15 protein-coding genes are annotated in these 15,592 nt (G+C 68.8%); 6 read left to right on the top strand and 9 right to left on the bottom strand.

Translation table 11 applies throughout. The annotated features are described in order from the left end of the window. Window positions 1–40 precede the first annotated feature (40 nt). The 3 genes from cyoE to CPZ00_RS12165 all read right to left on the bottom strand — a co-directional run bounded on the left by cyoE (window position 41) and on the right by CPZ00_RS12165 (window position 2,786). On the bottom strand, window positions 41–1,540 hold the full coding sequence (cyoE, locus tag CPZ00_RS12175; protein ID WP_096391716.1) for a heme o synthase: 1,500 nt from the start codon (window positions 1,538–1,540) through the stop codon (window positions 41–43). Between the two features lie 230 nt (window positions 1,541–1,770). Then, window positions 1,771–2,214 (bottom strand): adenylyltransferase/cytidyltransferase family protein, encoded by a 444-nt coding sequence (locus CPZ00_RS12170; protein ID WP_096391715.1) that lies wholly within the window; start codon window positions 2,212–2,214, stop codon window positions 1,771–1,773. Beyond that, the gene (locus CPZ00_RS12165; protein ID WP_096391119.1) at window positions 2,211–2,786 is read right to left on the bottom strand and encodes a Mov34/MPN/PAD-1 family protein; all 576 of its coding nucleotides are present in this window, start codon (window positions 2,784–2,786) and stop codon (window positions 2,211–2,213) included. Before CPZ00_RS12165 ends, CPZ00_RS12170 begins: the two co-directional genes overlap by 4 nt. A 120-nt stretch (window positions 2,787–2,906) precedes the next feature. On the opposite strand from CPZ00_RS12165, the gene CPZ00_RS12160 reads away from it, so the two are divergent. Then, complete coding sequence (locus CPZ00_RS12160; RefSeq protein WP_096391118.1) at window positions 2,907–4,922, top strand: DHH family phosphoesterase; 2,016 nt, start codon at window positions 2,907–2,909, stop codon at window positions 4,920–4,922. A gap of 64 nt (window positions 4,923–4,986) precedes the next feature. Here CPZ00_RS12160 and CPZ00_RS12155 read toward each other — a convergent pair whose 3' ends face one another. Both CPZ00_RS12155 and CPZ00_RS12150 read right to left on the bottom strand, forming a co-directional pair. Continuing rightward, on the bottom strand, window positions 4,987–6,813 hold the full coding sequence (locus CPZ00_RS12155) for a phospholipase D-like domain-containing protein (RefSeq protein WP_233255087.1): 1,827 nt from the start codon (window positions 6,811–6,813) through the stop codon (window positions 4,987–4,989). Window positions 6,814–7,091: 278 nt separating this feature from the next. Beyond that, on the bottom strand, window positions 7,092–8,417 hold the full coding sequence (locus CPZ00_RS12150; RefSeq protein WP_096391117.1) for a HEAT repeat domain-containing protein: 1,326 nt from the start codon (window positions 8,415–8,417) through the stop codon (window positions 7,092–7,094). 259 nt (window positions 8,418–8,676) lie between these two features. On the opposite strand from CPZ00_RS12150, the gene CPZ00_RS12145 reads away from it, so the two are divergent. Both CPZ00_RS12145 and CPZ00_RS12140 read left to right on the top strand, forming a co-directional pair. Further along, window positions 8,677–9,759 (top strand): NADH:flavin oxidoreductase/NADH oxidase, encoded by a 1,083-nt coding sequence (locus CPZ00_RS12145; RefSeq protein ID WP_096391116.1) that lies wholly within the window; start codon window positions 8,677–8,679, stop codon window positions 9,757–9,759. A 50-nt stretch (window positions 9,760–9,809) separates the two neighbouring features. Beyond that, entirely contained in the window at window positions 9,810–10,820 is a 1,011-nt protein-coding gene (locus CPZ00_RS12140) for a DUF7547 family protein (protein ID WP_096391115.1), read from the top strand. Between the two features lie 26 nt (window positions 10,821–10,846). Here CPZ00_RS12140 and CPZ00_RS12135 read toward each other — a convergent pair whose 3' ends face one another. From CPZ00_RS12135 to CPZ00_RS12125, 3 genes are all read right to left on the bottom strand, one after another. Next, window positions 10,847–11,260, bottom strand: a complete 414-nt coding sequence (locus tag CPZ00_RS12135) for a PhlB family protein (RefSeq protein WP_096391114.1) — start codon at window positions 11,258–11,260, stop codon at window positions 10,847–10,849. Then, window positions 11,257–12,417 (bottom strand): thiolase family protein, encoded by a 1,161-nt coding sequence (locus tag CPZ00_RS12130; protein WP_096391113.1) that lies wholly within the window; start codon window positions 12,415–12,417, stop codon window positions 11,257–11,259. Before CPZ00_RS12130 ends, CPZ00_RS12135 begins: the two co-directional genes overlap by 4 nt. A 77-nt stretch (window positions 12,418–12,494) precedes the next feature. Further along, window positions 12,495–12,692 carry a heavy-metal-associated domain-containing protein gene (locus tag CPZ00_RS12125; protein ID WP_096391112.1) on the bottom strand — a complete coding sequence of 66 codons (198 nt, stop codon included), beginning with the start codon at window positions 12,690–12,692 and terminating at the stop codon, window positions 12,495–12,497. Window positions 12,693–12,812: 120 nt separating this feature from the next. Here CPZ00_RS12125 and CPZ00_RS12120 point away from each other — a divergent pair, with 120 nt between their 5' ends. From CPZ00_RS12120 to CPZ00_RS12110, 3 genes are all read left to right on the top strand, one after another. Further along, entirely contained in the window at window positions 12,813–13,409 is a 597-nt protein-coding gene (locus tag CPZ00_RS12120) for an AsnC family transcriptional regulator (RefSeq protein WP_096391111.1), read from the top strand. Between the two features lie 120 nt (window positions 13,410–13,529). Continuing rightward, on the top strand, window positions 13,530–13,886 hold the full coding sequence (locus CPZ00_RS12115; protein WP_096391110.1) for a DUF5798 family protein: 357 nt from the start codon (window positions 13,530–13,532) through the stop codon (window positions 13,884–13,886). Window positions 13,887–13,932: 46 nt separating this feature from the next. Further along, window positions 13,933–14,412: a TIGR00725 family protein gene (locus tag CPZ00_RS12110; RefSeq protein WP_096391109.1), complete on the top strand. Its 480-nt coding sequence runs from the start codon at window positions 13,933–13,935 to the stop codon at window positions 14,410–14,412. 32 nt (window positions 14,413–14,444) lie between these two features. Here the strand turns inward: CPZ00_RS12110 and dph2 are convergent, their stop codons facing one another. After that, the gene (gene dph2 / locus CPZ00_RS12105; RefSeq protein ID WP_096391108.1) at window positions 14,445–15,488 is read right to left on the bottom strand and encodes a diphthamide biosynthesis enzyme Dph2; all 1,044 of its coding nucleotides are present in this window, start codon (window positions 15,486–15,488) and stop codon (window positions 14,445–14,447) included. Window positions 15,489–15,592 lie beyond the last annotated feature (104 nt).

Genomic DNA, 15,592 nt, shown 5'->3' with positions numbered 1-15,592 from the left:
CGTTTCGGCCGCGATCCCATACCTCGGTTCGCCAGCGGCCTCAGACCACGATCGAGTCGAACACGACCGCGATCAACACGACGCCGAGGTAGGCGTTCGAGGCGTGGAACGCGCGAAAGGCGGCAGCCTCCGTCCGCTCGTAGTGGAGCCTGACGACGGCCCACAGGAAGACGGCGCCGAGCGTGACGCCGGCAACGAGGTAGACGATTCCGAGCGCGTCGGCCGCAGCAGCCAGGACCGCCGCGGCCGCGAGCGTCGCCCCGAGGTACCAGAGGATGTGCCGCCGCGTCGTGGTCTCCCCGCGGACGACCGGCATCATCGGGAAGCCGCCGCGCTCGTAGTCGTCGCGGTACGCCAACGCCAGGTTGTAGAAGTGCGCCGGCGTCCACAGGAAGATGAGCGCGGCCAACAGCAGCCCGCCGCCGCCGATCTCGCCGGTCACCGCGGCCCAGCCGATGAGCGCCGGCAGCGAGCCTGCTGCACCGCCGATAACGGTGTTCTGGACGGTGTTCGGCTTCAACACGAGCGTGTAGACGACGCTGTAGAAGGCGATCGCTGTCAGCCCGAGCACGGCCGCGAGGGGATTCACGAGCCAGAACAGCCCGACCGAGACGACCGTCAACAGGAGTCCGAAGGCCACTGCGTGGCTGACCGGGATCAGATCGAGCGCGAGCGGCCGGTCGGCGGTTCGCTGCATCCGTCTGTCGACGTCGCGTTCGAACACGTGGTTGAACGTCCCCGAGGCGCCGATCGCCAGGGAGCCGCCGACGAGCGTGAAGGCGACGATTCGGGGCGTGAACGTCTCTCCGTCGACCATTCCGGTTGCCAGCGCCATTGCCGCCGCGGCGACGAGACACAGCAGCCACATCAGCCGGGGTTTCATCAGCCGGAAGTACGCCCGCAGCGTCGCCGCGAGTCGCGGCCAGCGGCCGGTCGGGATCGAGGGGGAACCGGACGACGCCGAATCGGCCGTAATCGAGTCAGTCTCGACCGGGTCGTTCGCAATCGAGTCACCCGCGACCGGATCGGCCTCACCCGGGTCGGTCTCGAGGTCGGGACCGGTGCCCGCGAGACCGGTCGGTGACGGATCCTCGCTTGGATCCCCGGTCCTCGCCTCGAGCCACCACGTCAGCGCCGCGAGCGACGTGGCGAAGAGGGCGATCCCCGTTGCCAGGTGGAGGACCGAGACGACCCGCGTGGTTGTCGTGGTCGCGATGTAGGCTCCGAGACCCGCCTGTATCGGGTACGCGAGGAGGACGATCGCCGTCGCGGCACGGACCCGTGCGGCCGCGCCGTCGCGGAAGACGGCCACCGTCGCGGCGACCACGAGGAGGCCGACGACGACCGCCACCAGCCGGTGGCCGAGCGCGACCCAGCCGATCGGCTCCGTGGGCGTCGTGTATCCGGTTCCGCACGCCGGCCAGGCGGCACACGCGGTGGTCGCCTCCGAGAGGGCCGTCGTCGCGCCGACGATCAACAGGAGATAGATCCCGATCGTCGCGGCCGAGAGCAACGCGGGGACGCGGTCGGGTACGGTCACTGATCGGGGATTCGAGTCGGCCACATATATCTCCCGCGCTTTGGCGAACGCCCCTCGATCGTTCGACCAGGGCAACCGAGAGCCACCAACCCGACCGACTACCGAGCCGACCAAGCCACCAACCTGACCGACTACCGAGCCGACCAAGCCACCAACCTGACCGACTACCGAGCCGACCAAGCCACCAACCTGACCGACTACCGAGCCGACCAAGCCACCAATCCGACCGACTACCGAGCCGTATCGGCACCACGCTCGTCGAGGATCCGGTCGATGATGGCGCCCGTGGACAGGACCTCGTCCTCGTATTTCGACTCACGGGGGCTCGCGCGCTCGACCCGACAGTCGATCCCCCGCTCCGCGAGCTGATCGGCGATCGCCGCCCGGTCGTGGTGCTGATCGTATCCGAGGACGATGACGTCCGGGTTGAGCCGCTCGACGGGCACGAAGATGTCGGACTCGTGGCCGAGGTGTGCCTCGTCGACCGCGGCCAGGGCACCCACCATCTCGCGACGCTGTTCGTCCGAGAGAACCGGCGGGCGCTTGTGGGTCACGTTGCTCGCGCGGGCGACGATCACGTGGAGCTCGTCGCCGTGGGACGCGGCGTCCTGGAGGTAGTGGACGTGGCCGGGATGCAGGAGGTCGAAGGTGCCCTGTGCGAGCACCCGGGTCACCGCAACCACCCGGCGGAACCGTCCTCGTCGGCGACGTCCTCGTCGTCCGCGTCCACAGGCCCACCGTCCTGTACGTCCACGCCATCGGCTGCCAGTTCACGGTCGATGTCGGCCTGGGTGAAATCGAAGAAGTGGGACTCCGGGAGCTCGACGTCGAGTACCTCGATCGTCGTCGGCTCGCCCTCGTTGTCGAAGACCCGCCAGTCGCCCCACTCGTAGGGAGCCCCGACGATGATGTGGACCTGTCCCTGCCCGAAGGTCGCGAGATCGGCCGCGCTGGGGCGCAGCGCTCCGTTCGGATGGGAGTGAACCGACCCGACCGACTGCACGTCGTTCGGCTTCATGTTCGTCCGCACGGTCGCGCTGACCGGGTTCGACTCGGTTCCCGGAATGACGAGGACGTCCGTGATCACCTGTCCGGACCGGTCCGTGTCCAGATCGAGTTTGCGCGCGTCCTCGGCGCGGAGGAATCCCATATACTCGTTGGGATGCGTGTCCTCGCACGCCTCGAGAATGAACTCCAACGTCTCCCGGGCGATCCCGAGAAGCTCGTCCGACCGGAACAGGCGCATACGTCGCCCGAGGGCCCGTCGATTCAAAGGGATTCCGGAGTCCGCGTCAGGACGACCCCGTGCTCGGGTCCGAAACCGAAGATAACAAGCTTAACACCGGCTCGTCATCAATGGATCGGTATGACCGATCAGACCGCCGGGGATTCCGGCACGCGGGACGATTCGAGTCCCGAACCCGAGGCCGACGCCGCCGAGGGGACCGACGCGTTCGAGTACGTCGACGCCGACCCGTCAAGTGGCGCGAAGGACGCACCCGACGACCCTGACGCGACTGCCGACCGTCCCGTTGTCTACGACCTGGCGCCGGACTGCACGCGCGCGGACGTCGAGACGGGTGCATACTACCACGCTGAGGTCAACGGCGTGGTCGAGTACGGCGTCTTCGTCGACGTCTCCGACGCCGTCTCGGGTCTCGTCCACGAGTCGAACCTCGAGGAGGAGTACGCGGTCGGGGACCGGCTCGTCGTTCGCCTCGAGGAGATCCGGGAGAACGGCGACATCGCGTTCGACGACGCCGCGCCGACCGACTATCGGACCGAGATCCGCGAACACGAACCGGACATCACGCAGGTTCGCGGCCTCGAGCCGGCCACCAACGTCACGATCGAGGGCGAGGTCGTCCAGGCCAAACAGACCGGCGGACCGACGATCTTCGCCGTCTCGGACGCCTCGGGGATCGTCTCCTGTGCCGCCTTCGAGGAGGCTGGCGTGCGGGCGTACCCCGAGATCTCGGTCGGCGACCTCGTCCGCGTCGAGGGCGACGTCGAGACCCGCGAGGACGCCCTCCAGATCGAGGTGGACTCGATGACCGCGCTGTCCGGCGAGCGCGAAGCGGCGGCCCACGAGCGGCTCGAGTCAAGCATCGAGGAGCGCGCCGAGCCAAGCGACGTCGATCCGCTCGTCGAGTGGGCGGCTTTCGAGCCGATCCACGACGATCTCCGCGAACTCGCGCGGTTGTTGCGGCGAACCGTCCTCGAGGGGCGACCGATCCGCGTCCGTCACCACGCCGACGGCGACGGGATGTGTGCGGCCATTCCGGTCCAACACGCCCTCGAGAACTTCGTGCAAACCGTCCACGAGGATCTCGACGCGCCGCGACACCTGTTCAAGCGGCTGCCGAGCAAGGCGCCGTACTACGAGATGGAGGACGTCACCCGCGACCTCAACTTCGCGCTCGACGGGCGGGCGCGGCACGGACAGAAGCTCCCGTTCCTGCTGATGCTCGACAACGGGTCGACCGCGGAGGACGTGCCCGCCTACGAGAACCTCGCCCACTACGACATTCCGATCGCGGCCGTCGACCACCACCATCCCGACCCGGAGGCCGTCGAGCCGCTGCTTGATGCCCACGTCAATCCGTATCTCTACGACGAGGACTACCGGATCACGACCGGAATGATGTGCGTCGAGCTCGCCCGCCTCATCGACCCGACGATCGACGGGGAGCTTGACCACGTTCCCGCGGTCGCGGGGCTCTCCGACCGGTCGAAGGCCGAGACGATGACCGATTACCTCGAGCTGGCGAACGCATCCGGTTACGACCGCGATGACGTCCTCGACATCGGCGAAGCGCTCGATTACGCCGCCCACTGGCTTCGCTACTCCGAGGGCAAGACGCTCGTCAACGACGCCCTGAACGTCGGCTGTGAGGACCAGGACCGTCACGAACGTCTCGTCGAGTTCCTCTCGAAGCGCGCCGAACGCGACGTCGACCGGCAGCTCTCGGCGCTCGAGGGGCACGTCGAGCACGAGCGACTCGCCTCCGAGGCGCACCTCTACCGCGTCGACCTCGACGAGTACGCCCACCGGTTCACCTACCCCGCACCGGGGAAGACGACCGGCGAGCTGCACGACGCGAAGGTGAACGAGACGGGCGACCCGGTGATAACCGTCGGATACGGTCCGGATTTCGCGGTGCTCCGGTCGGACGGCGTCAGGCTCGACATTCCGCGAATGGTCACCGAGCTGAACGAGGAGCTCCCGGAGGCCGGCGTCTCCGGCGGCGGCCACCTCGTCGTCGGCTCGATCAAGTTCGTGAAGGGTCGCCGGGAGGAGGTCATCGAGTCGCTCGTCGAGAAGATGGCCGACGCCGAGATCGACGAGGCGCTCTCCTCGGCGACCGTCCTCGAGGAGTAGATCGGCGACCGACGGGGACGCCAGCGGCCGAGCGGCATCGACGCGTGATGGCAGCGGTCGGTCCTCACGCGAACGACACCTCCCGACGAATCAGCGCCCACGCGGCGCCGCCGACGGCCGCGAGCCCCCCGGTCAGACCGATCGGGAACTGGACGCTGCCGCCGCGCCAGTCCGCCGCGAACACCGCGTGGAAGTAGTCCGCGGCCGATGAACTCTCGAACGCGACGAGCACCTCTCGGTTCCGCGTGGCCGCCGACGGGTTCCAGTTGAGACTCCCGACGACGACGTCGTCGTCCGCGACCAACCCCTTGGCGTGGATCTTCGCGTAGCGGCTTCGGGGCTCGGTCACCGCGACCGACAGCGGGATCGATTCGTCGGCGGCCCGGTCGTTTAGCCTCGCCGCGAGGGCCTCGTTTCCCTCCGCGTCGTACCACGCGTTCGAGAGGAGTACGCGACTCTCGACGCCCCGCTCGGCCGCCCGAATAACCGCCTCGAGGAGCCGCCACTCCGGCCCGGCCGTCCGCGGCACCGTCACGAGAACGCGGTCGTCGGCGGCGTCGATCCGGTCGACGATCTCGTCGGCCGCGTTCTCCGGCGCGAGCAGCAGCTCGACGTTCGAGGCGGTCGTCCGGTGCGGGTCGAATCGAGACGGATAGGTGCCGTTCGCCCGCCCGCCGTCGTGAACGGTCACGTTCTCGCGAAACCGAGCCCACGGAACCGCGTCGATCGCGGTCGCGTCGCGGTCGAACACCGATGCGAGCTCGTCCGCGAACCCCCGATCGAAGACGGTGACGCCCCAGCCGCGATTGGCCGCACCGCCGGTGCCGGAGGGCTTCCAGTTCTCGGTGAGAACGACCGCCCGCCCGTCGACGACCGCGTACTTGGGGTGGTGGTATGCGAATCGCGAGCGCGGGCCGGCGAGCACGCGCGGCTCGATCCCGGCTGCGACGAGACGATCCAGCGTTCGGGCGGTGCCCGCGGAGAACCCGCCGACCGGGTCGCCTTCAACGAGGACCCGAACGGTCACGCCGCGTCCGTGCGCCGCGATCAGTTCCTCGGCGATCCGGGTCGACGAGAAGGTGTAACCGGCGAGAAACAGCCGGTCCTCGGCCCCTTCGATCGCCGATAGCGGCGCGTCGCTCGCGTCGGGAAGGACGAACGCCTCGACCTCCGCGGATCGGTCCGTCGATCCCGCGGTCGGATCGGTGGCGCGGGACTCGTGCGGCTGGTACCCGTACGGCCGCCACCCATTGCCGCGGAGCCCCTCCCACGACCGGTTCCAGACCTCGGCCTCCCGAGCGCGCTCGTAGGCGACGACGTCGACCGGCTCTCCCTCGTAGGCGAGGACGATCCGGTCGCCCGACGCGGACAGCGGGAAGTGTTCCGGCAGCCGGCGGACGGGTCCGTCGACGTGGTCGCTCGCGGCATCCGGCGCCGTGCTCAGGGCCACTCGTCCGGAGACGTTCGCCGGGATCGGCGTGTCGTAGTATCCGTCCGAGAGGGTCCAGTTCCCCGCGACCGGGAGATCGACGACCAGATACTCACCCTCGTTTCCCGCAGCGATCGGGTTCGGATACAGCTCGACGATGACCCCGTTGGAGGCAGTCGCTGGGGTTCCGGTCGCGTCCGACGCGTTCCCGTCAGCGGGGGCTGACGAATCCTCCTCGGAGGGGACTGACGAAGCAGCGTCGGTGGCGGACGACGCGGTTCCGGTGTGTCCGGACGGCGGGACCGCCGGCTGGTCCTCACTATCGGCCAGGGTCGTCGGCTCGGACGCGCCGGCGACGCTCGGGGCGCTCACGCCGCCGACCGATGCACCGAGCAGGAGCGCGACGGCCAAGAGGCGAAACAACCACCGGAGGCGAGCCGTTCCGACGTCGTTCGAACGCACGGGGCGTCTGGCGCGCTTCCGCTTATAAATCTCCGGATGGTCGGGACGTCGGAATCGCGGGACGGCCGGCGGAGCCGGCGCATATCGATCGAGACACTCGAACGGACGAACCGGGATCGCACCGTACACGGACCGGCTCGGACCGGATTCAACGCGAGAGTAAAATCGAAGCGGAATCGAAGCAGAATCGAAACGGGATCGGAACGAGTCGCAACGAACCGAAATCGGAACGAGTCGCAGCGAAACCCAAACGGCCGAAGCGTGACTTCCGAAACCGCCTATGCGGGCTTTGCGGCCGTCTCGAGTGCCGTTTCGGCCTTCTCAGCCTCGGTTTGGACGATGAAGACGCGCTCATCGGCGTAGTCGGCGACCGCCTCGAGCGCGTCCGCGGTCCCGATCTGGCGCAGCGCCCAGGCGGCTGCGGCGCGGACGTCGTCGGAGTCGTCGGACTCGAGCGTCTCAGCGAGGGGCTCGATCGCCCGTGTGTCGCCGATGAGCCCGAGCGCGCGCGCCGCGTACGGGCGAACCTGGTCGTTCTCCATCGCGAGCTTGTTCGCCAACGGCTGGACGGCCTCGGTCGCGCCGATCTCCCCGAGCGCCTTGAACGTCACCTTCTGCAGCTGCGGGTCCGAGTCGGTGTCGACGTACTCGACCAGCGTCTCGGTGGCTTCCTCGGCGGCCATCTTCCCGAGGATCCGGATCGCGGGCTTGTCACGTTTGCCGGCCCGCTCGAGCATCCGGTCGACCGTGTCGTCGGTCGCGGCGCGTTTGCCCATCCGTTGGAGCGCCTCGAGGCAGTGTCGCTCCATGAACTCCGACTGGAAGGCGTCGAGCGCGAGGAGGATCATCTCGACGTTGCCCTCCTGCTCGTGGACCTTCAGCGCGGACCACTCGACCGGATAGTCCTTGTAGTGGCCGAGGACGTCGTAAAAGCCCTGCGCGTACAGCTGTTCGTGCGTCTCGAGGTCGTCCCATTCCTCGGCAGCCTCCAGCTCGTCCGACAGCGTCCCGACGCTCTCGACGAGCGCGCCGATCGTATCGGCGTCCGCGTCCGGATCGAGGCCGGCATCGGAGACCGCCTCCGAGATCGATTCGAGGGTCAACACGAGCGCGTCGACGTCGTCCGTCTCGGGCTCGACGTCGACGTCAAGTTCGTCCGCCACGTCGGCGGCGAACGACTCGACCGCGTCCTCGACCTCGGTCGTTCCGTCGTCGGTCCACTCCGTGTCCTCGATCGTCCCGATCGCCTCCGCGATGGAGTCGACGACGTCCTCGGCGTAGGGGCCGCGGGCGTCCTCGAGGGCCGACCGGAGCTCGTCGATCCGGGACTCGAGCGTCTCCCGGGGGTCCGCCGCGTCCTCGTCCTCCTCGTCCGGTTCCGGGAGGTCGGCGTCCGCGAGCGAGTCGGCTGCGTCGTCCAGCAGCGCCCCGACGTCGTCGAGGTCGGCCTCCGTCTCGGCGTCGTCCAGCAGCGCCTCGATCTCGTCGAGGTACTCGGTTAGGCTCTCCTCGGTCACGTCCTCGGGGAGGTCGGGTGCGGCCACGTCCTGATCGGCCGACGCCTCCTCGGGAGCGTCGTCCGGGTCGTCCTCGCCGTTGCTCATACACCGAAACTGCGCGCGTAGTCCATTAAGGCGTTTCCCTTCGCGTGCCGCCGCACGTAGCTCCCTTCGCGTGCCGCCGCACGTAGCTCCCTTCGCGTGCCGCCGCACGTAGCTCCCTTCGCGTGCCGCCGCACGTAGCTCCCTTCGCGTGCCGCCGCACGTAGCTCCCTTCGGGATCGCGCGTCGCAACGGCTCCACGTCGCGATCCCCCGCCGACGTCGATCGAATCGCCTTACCGTTCCCGGGCCGTCGATCCGATATGCCATCGTTGTTCTCCCCGGTCACGCTTCGGGAGACCGAGATCCGGAACCGCGTGATGGTGTCGCCGATGTGCCAGTACTCCGCCGAGAACGGGTTCCCGACGGAGTGGCACCGCGTCCATCTCGGGTCTCGAGCGGTCGGCGGCGCCGGGATCGTGATGACGGAGGCGACCGCCGTCGAGCCACGGGGCCGGATCTCCCCGCAGGACCTGGGTATCTGGTCTGACGACCACGCCGAGGCGCTCGAGCCGATCACCTCGTTCGTTCGGTCACAGGGGGCGACGCCCGGGATCCAGCTCGCACACGCCGGGCGAAAGGCCGCCACCACGCGCCCGTGGGAGGGGCACGATCCGCTCGGTCCCGACGAGGGCGGCTGGGAGACGATCGCGCCGAGCGGGCCGTATCCCTACCCGGACGCCGAGCCGCCGCGAACGCGGACGATGGACCACGACGACATCGCGGACGTGATCGACGCGTTCGTCGCGGCGGCTGAGCGCGCACGCGACGCCGGCTTCGAGATCGCGGAGGTGCACGCCGCCCACGGATATCTGCTCCACGAGTTCCTCTCGCCGGTCGCGAACGACCGGAACGACGAGTACGGCGGGAGCTTCCGAAACCGAACCCGGCTGGCGCGGGAGGTGACCGCCGCGGTCCGGGAGGTCTGGCCCGACGGAAAGCCGGTCTTCGTCCGGATCTCCGCGACCGACTGGCTCCCCGACCGCGAGGCGTGGGATCTCGAGGACTCGATCCGGCTGGCACCCGCGCTCGCCGACGCGGGCGCGGACCTGATCGACGTCAGCAGCGGCGGAACCCACCCCGACCAGCAGGTTCCCGACGCCGGCCCCGGGTACCAGGTCCCGTACGCCGAGTCGATCCGCGAGGAAACCGACGTGCCGGTCGCGGCCGTCGGCAAGGTGACCGAGCCGACCCACGCCGACGCGATCGTGCGGAACGGTCGCGCCGACGTCGTCGCGGTCGGCCGGGAGCATCTCCGCCACCCGCAGTGGGCGCTCGAGGCCGCCCACGAGCTCGGCGCCGAGGTCGAGTGGCCGGCCCAGTACGGCCGCGCGCGATTCGAGTAGCGGGTTCCGCGCCACGTAGCCTTTTGACGCCGGACGACGTATCCCGGATAATGACTCCCTCCGACCGGGACCGTCCCGACCGCGACCGTCCCGACGAGAACGACTCAGCCGCCGACGACCGCCTCGATGAGCCCCTCGAGGATCGGCTCGCGGAACTGACCGACGTCCTCGCCGAGCTCCGGTCGGACCTCGAATCCGAGCGTCGAACGTCGGGGGTCCGGTCCGGCGACGGCAGTCGGATTCCGGGGCCAGGGAGACGGCCACCGTTCCGGCCGCCGAACCCGGTCGAGCTGTTGCGGCTCACCGAGCGGTACACGATCCCGGCGCTGATCGCGCTGCTCGAGACGACGATCCGGTCACTCGAGTTGCTTCAAGCGTCGCTTCGCCTGGCCGACCCCGACGGCGAGCTGCGTTCGGACGCCGATCGATCGATGCCCGGCCGTCGCGGCAGCGACCGCTCCCGGACCGGAGGCGATCGGCTCGCGGACGTTCGCGACGGCGCGGCCGCCGGACTCACGCGCTCGCTCTCGGAGCTCCGCCGTGCCCTCTCGGAGTCGGACCTCCCGCGGGAGGCGACCTCCCGGGAGATCCTCGAGGACGCGCGCGAACTCACCGCCGAGATCGAGGGCCTGCTGGCGGACGCGGAGAACCGTGATCGGGCCGGCAAGCCGGATCGAGCCGGACGACGTCGACCAAGCGGCGACCGTGACGACCGCGACGACCGCGACGACGAGGTATCGGGCGATTCCGCGGCCGGAGCCGGACGCGACGTCCGGTCGGAACCGGTCTCGATCGACGTCACCGAACCGACGCAGGAGGTGGGCGCGGACGGCGAGCCGGACGACGTCGACACGGATTCCGGCACGACTGACGACGGAACGGATGCGCCCGAGGTAGACGTCGACGCCGAACTCGAGTCGATAAAGCGGCGCATCGAGACCGACGACGAATCGGAAACGAACGAGGAGGACGGCGACGACGGCGAGGAGCAGAACGGCGAGGACGATGAGAAACGGAGCGACGAGAAACGGGGCGATGCGGACGACGAGCCGACCGCGTGACCGGGCTGGCTACTTGACCGACCCGACTACTCGACCGGTTCGAACCGGAACCCGTCCCAGTCCTGGCTGTCGGGCTCGCGGATCCCGGCGTCGGGATCACGGAGCTCCGCAACGTGGACCGGCGCCACCGGGTCGCCAATCGCGACGTCGGCGTTCTGGGCAACCTGTCCGATCGCCCGGACCGGCGGGCCGTCGTACGACCCGCCGAGGTCGAACTCGACGATCGCGAGCGTGTTGGGCGCGCGCACGCCCGGCGGGGTCGCGGTCGACTCCGTCCAAGTGATCACCGTCGCGTCGTGCTCCCGGAGGTCGACCGTTCCGACGCGTTCCGCGCCGTTCGGGCCGACCGGATGCGGCGGGTAGGTCACCGTGCCGTCCGCGTACTCCGCCGCCTCGAAGACGCGCTCGTCGTCGCCGGCCGCAGCGTCCGACCCGCTCATCGGCCCGCCTCCATCACGGTCGTCGTCACGCAGTTTCCGAATCCCCCGACGTTGCAGGCGAGCCCCACGTCCGCCTCGACCTGCCGTGCGCCGGCCTGTCCGGTCAGCTGGGCGAATATCTCGTAGACCTGCGCGACGCCGGAGGCGCCGAGCGGGTGCCCCTTCGATTTCAACCCGCCGGAGGTGTTGATCGGCAGCTCGCCGTCCCGGTCGGTGACGCCCTCCTCGACGGCCTGCCATCCCTCGCCCTTCTCGAAGAAGCCCAGATCCTCGGACTGGAGGAACTCCAGGATCGTGAACATATCGTGCAGTTCGGCGACGTCGACGTCTTCCGGGCCGATTCCGGCCATCTCGTAGGCGATCTCGCTCGAGTCGACGACGCCGCCCATCGTCGTCGGGTCCGCGCGCTCGTGGACGACGTGGGTGTCCGTGGCGCCGCCGATCCCCGCGATGGTGACGTACTCGTCGGCGGGAACGTACTCCTCGGCGACCGATTCCGGACAAAGGAGAAGCGCGGCCGACCCGTCCGTGATCGGACAGAAGTCGTACAGGCGCAGCGGGTCGGCGACGATCGGGGAGTCGAGGACGGTCTCCAAGTCGACCTCCTTGCGGAACTGCGCGTGGGGGTTATCGACGCCGTTGCGGTGGTTCTTCACCGCGACCTTGCCCAGCGACTCGCGGGGCGCGTCGTAGGTCTCGAGGTAGAGCCTGGCGGTGAGTCCCGCGAACGAGGGGAGCGTCACCCCGTGTTTGTACTCGGCCGGGTGCGTGAGCGAGGCGATCACGTCCGTCGCCTCGGCCGTGCTCCGGTGGGTCATCTTCTCGCCGCCGACGAGCATCGTCAGATCCGAGGCGCCGGAGGCGACCGACTGCCAGGCGGCGTAGACGCCCGCGCCGCCCGATGAGGAGGTCTGGTCGATGCGGGCGGTGTAGGCGGGCGTGGCGGCCAGGTCGTGGGCCAGCGCGTTCGGGATCCCCGTCTGGCCCTCGAACTCGCCGCTCGCCATGTTCGATACGTAGAGGTGGTCGAGCTCGCTCGCGTCGACGCCCGCGTCCGCGAGGCAGGCCATACCCGCCTCCGCGAGGAGATCGAGCACCCAGCCGTCACGCTCGCCGAACTGCGTCATCGACGCGCCGATGATCGCGACACGGTCCATACCGGTCGATGCGACGCCCCCGTCCTATACCTTCCCCTTCCGGGCGGTCGTGGTCGCGGCCACGACGGCTGCCAGCCTCAGGCGTCGATGACCTCATATCCCGCGTCGCCGATCGCGGCCACGACGGCCTCGGTCCCGGCGTCGCCGGAGACCGTGACGATCCCGGCCTCGTGGTCCGCGGTTGCGTCCTCGACGCCGGGAACCTCCGAGAGCGCCTCGACGACCGCGGTCTCGCATCCGCCACAGGACATTCCGGACACCGTGTATTCAGTCATACCTGAACGTTGGGACCGACGGTTGATGTCGATTTCCCTTTCGATCCGAATCCGATTCCGGGACTCAATCTGGATATCCATAGCCGAACGGGATTTAAATCTGTATGTTCAAACCGGAGTATGAGAACCCTCGACGACACCGACCGCGAGATCCTCGCGCTGTTGAGCGAGGACGCTAGACGCCCCTTCAGCGACATCGCCGATCGGGTCGACCTCTCGGCCCCCGCGGTCTCGGACCGCGTCGACCGGCTCGAGGAGATCGGCGTGATCGAGGGGTTCACGCTCCGGGTCGATCCCGGGACGCTCTCGAGCGGCGTCGCCGTCCTCGTTCGGATCGACCTGCCGCTCTCGGCGGTCGACGACGCCTACGGCGCCCTCCGTAAGCACGACCGCGTCGACCACGCATTTAAGACGGCTGACGGCGAGGTCGTCTGCACGGCGACGCTCGACCCGGCAGCCGTCGGCGACCTGCTCGCGGACGTCCTCGAGGACCCCGACGCGGCCAGGGACGTCTCGGTCCGGTTGCTCGAGTCCCACGCGTGGGACTCGACTGTCGGGCCGGACGTCGATCTCGCGATCGACTGCGTGGAGTGCGGCAACTCCGTGACCGAGGAGGGCGAGTCAGCCCGCATCGACGGCACGCTGTATCACTTCTGTTGTGGCTCCTGTCTCTCGCGGTTCCAGGACCGATACGACCGGATCGAGGAGGGCGCGTGACCGAGAAGGGGTGCGCTGTCCGCGGGAACGGACGTGGGCCGTTCTGCAGCGGGTCCGTGAGCTGTACCCGGGCGGGGCACGAACGGAAACGCACACATACCTCCGACCGTATCGAAACGTATGGGACTCGGCGGTACGGCCAAGAAGGTCCAGACGCTCGCGGAGAAGGCCGAACAGACATATCAGCGACTCAACGAGCTGCGCGAGGAGGTCGAAAAGACCCAGGAGACGGTCACCGAGACCGGCGACCGGGTCCGCCAGCTCGAGACCGAGATGGCCGAACAGCGCGCGGTGCTCGACGCGGTCGCCGAGGAGGTCGGCGTCGACCTCGAGGCGGTCAGCACCGACGTGCACATCACCGAGGCCGAATCGGACGACGAGACGGACGGTGACGAGAGCGATCACGATGCGGACGGCGGCGCCGACACGGACGACAGCGACGACGAGTCCGCGACCGGCTCCGACGGCGGGAACTGACGCGGCGAACCGATCCTCCTAACTCGTACTCCGGTCAGATTCGGATATGCGCGTCAGCGTCATCGGCGGGAGTTCGATCGACGACACGGAAGCGCGGATCGCCGAGGCGGTCGGCCGCGAACTAGCTGACCGTGGCCACACGGTCGTCTGTGGCGGCCTCGGCGGCACGATGGCGGCCGTCTGCCGGGGAGCCCGGACCGTCGACGATCCGGCCGACACGATCGGGATCCTCCCCGGAGAGCGCCGGTCGGCAGCGAACCGGTTCGTCACGGTCCCGATCGCGACCGGACTCGGCCACGCGCGGAACGCGCTCGTGATACAGAACGGCGACGCCGTGATCGCGCTTTCGGGCGGTGCCGGGACGCTCTCGGAGATCGGGATGGCAGGAGTCTACGACCGGCCGATAGCCGGACTCGGAACGCACGATCTCGACGGGATCGAGGCGCTCGAACGGTTCGAGCCGGTGGCAACGCCGAACGAAGCGGTCACGGCCGTTGAGTCGGCAGTCGACGATGATCGAAACTGAATCCCTCACGGGCCGGATGTCGGCAAGAAGTCCTACCAGGTGTCGTGGAACGTGTCGAACTCGATGTCCTCGAGGGGTCGCTGGCCGACCGCGGCCTCGTACTCGCCGGGCGTCAACATCGGCTTGTGGAACTGCGGCCCGTCGTCGGTCGTGATCCGGGGACAGCCCGTGTTGACGAACGCGTCCATGTCGAAGTTTCGGAGCCGATCCGGGGTGACCTCGTCCATCGTGATGAGGTAGGCGTCGTCGTTGTTCTCGAGGATCTCCTCCGCCTGCTCCCAGCGGCCCTGTCCGATCTTGGTACAGAAGATGACGCCCCACGTCTCGGCATCCATCGCCCGGTGGACGGCACCGTATCGCTGTTTGAGGAACTTCTCGTGGTCGGCGAGCGTCACGACGTTGTTGACCGGGTCGGCGATCACGACGTTCTTGTCGGGGTGTTCCATCGCGAGCCCGACCGGATGGAACTTCCCGCCGCCGACGTACAGCACCTGGTCGGCGTCGATGTCGGCCGAGGCGTAGTTGCAGCCGAGTACCTGTCCCTCCTTGGTGAGCCGGTCGTCGCCGCGGCGCGTGTGGACCTCGTAGTCGCGCTTCTCGAGCCACTCGGTCATCTCGTCGAACCGGTTCATGTGCTGGGCGGTCGTGACGAGCCCGACGTCGGGGTCCTCCGCGGGGTCGGCGAGCTCGTCGAGCGACTCCTCCATGATCGGGAACGGGTCGACGTTCGAGAAGAGCGGGACGTAGATGATCTTGTCGGACTCCTTCATCGGCGTGTGGCCGAAGTGGACGAAGACGTCGGTTCGCCGCATCAGGAAGGTGTCGAGATCGCAGGCGCCGTAGCAGGGCTGCCCGGAGAGCATAAACGTGACGTCGTCGGGCGCGCGCTCGCGAAGGTCGTCGGCGACCTTCGGGCCGCGTCGCTTGAGTCCCTCGGGGAACTGCAATCCGACGGTCGAGGCGTCCCGCTCCTCGATCGCGTCGATGACGCGCTCCAGCTCGTAGTCCCACTCCCGGTCGTGTTTGAGGGCCATTCCCGTCCGCGTGAGATCGCCCTCCGTTGACCCGCCGCTCATACCCGAACGATACCGTCCACGACGGTTAAATCGCCCGTTCGGGCCGTCAGTCCGTGCGGCCTCCCCACACGGAGTCGTCGTCCGAACACGGGAGGACGACGCGA

This window comes from Halopenitus persicus (assembly GCF_002355635.1).
Taxonomy (GTDB): domain Archaea; phylum Halobacteriota; class Halobacteria; order Halobacteriales; family Haloferacaceae; genus Halopenitus; species Halopenitus persicus_A.
The sequence above is the reverse complement of the archived record's forward strand: the minus strand, read 5'-3'. Positions and strand labels throughout refer to the sequence as shown.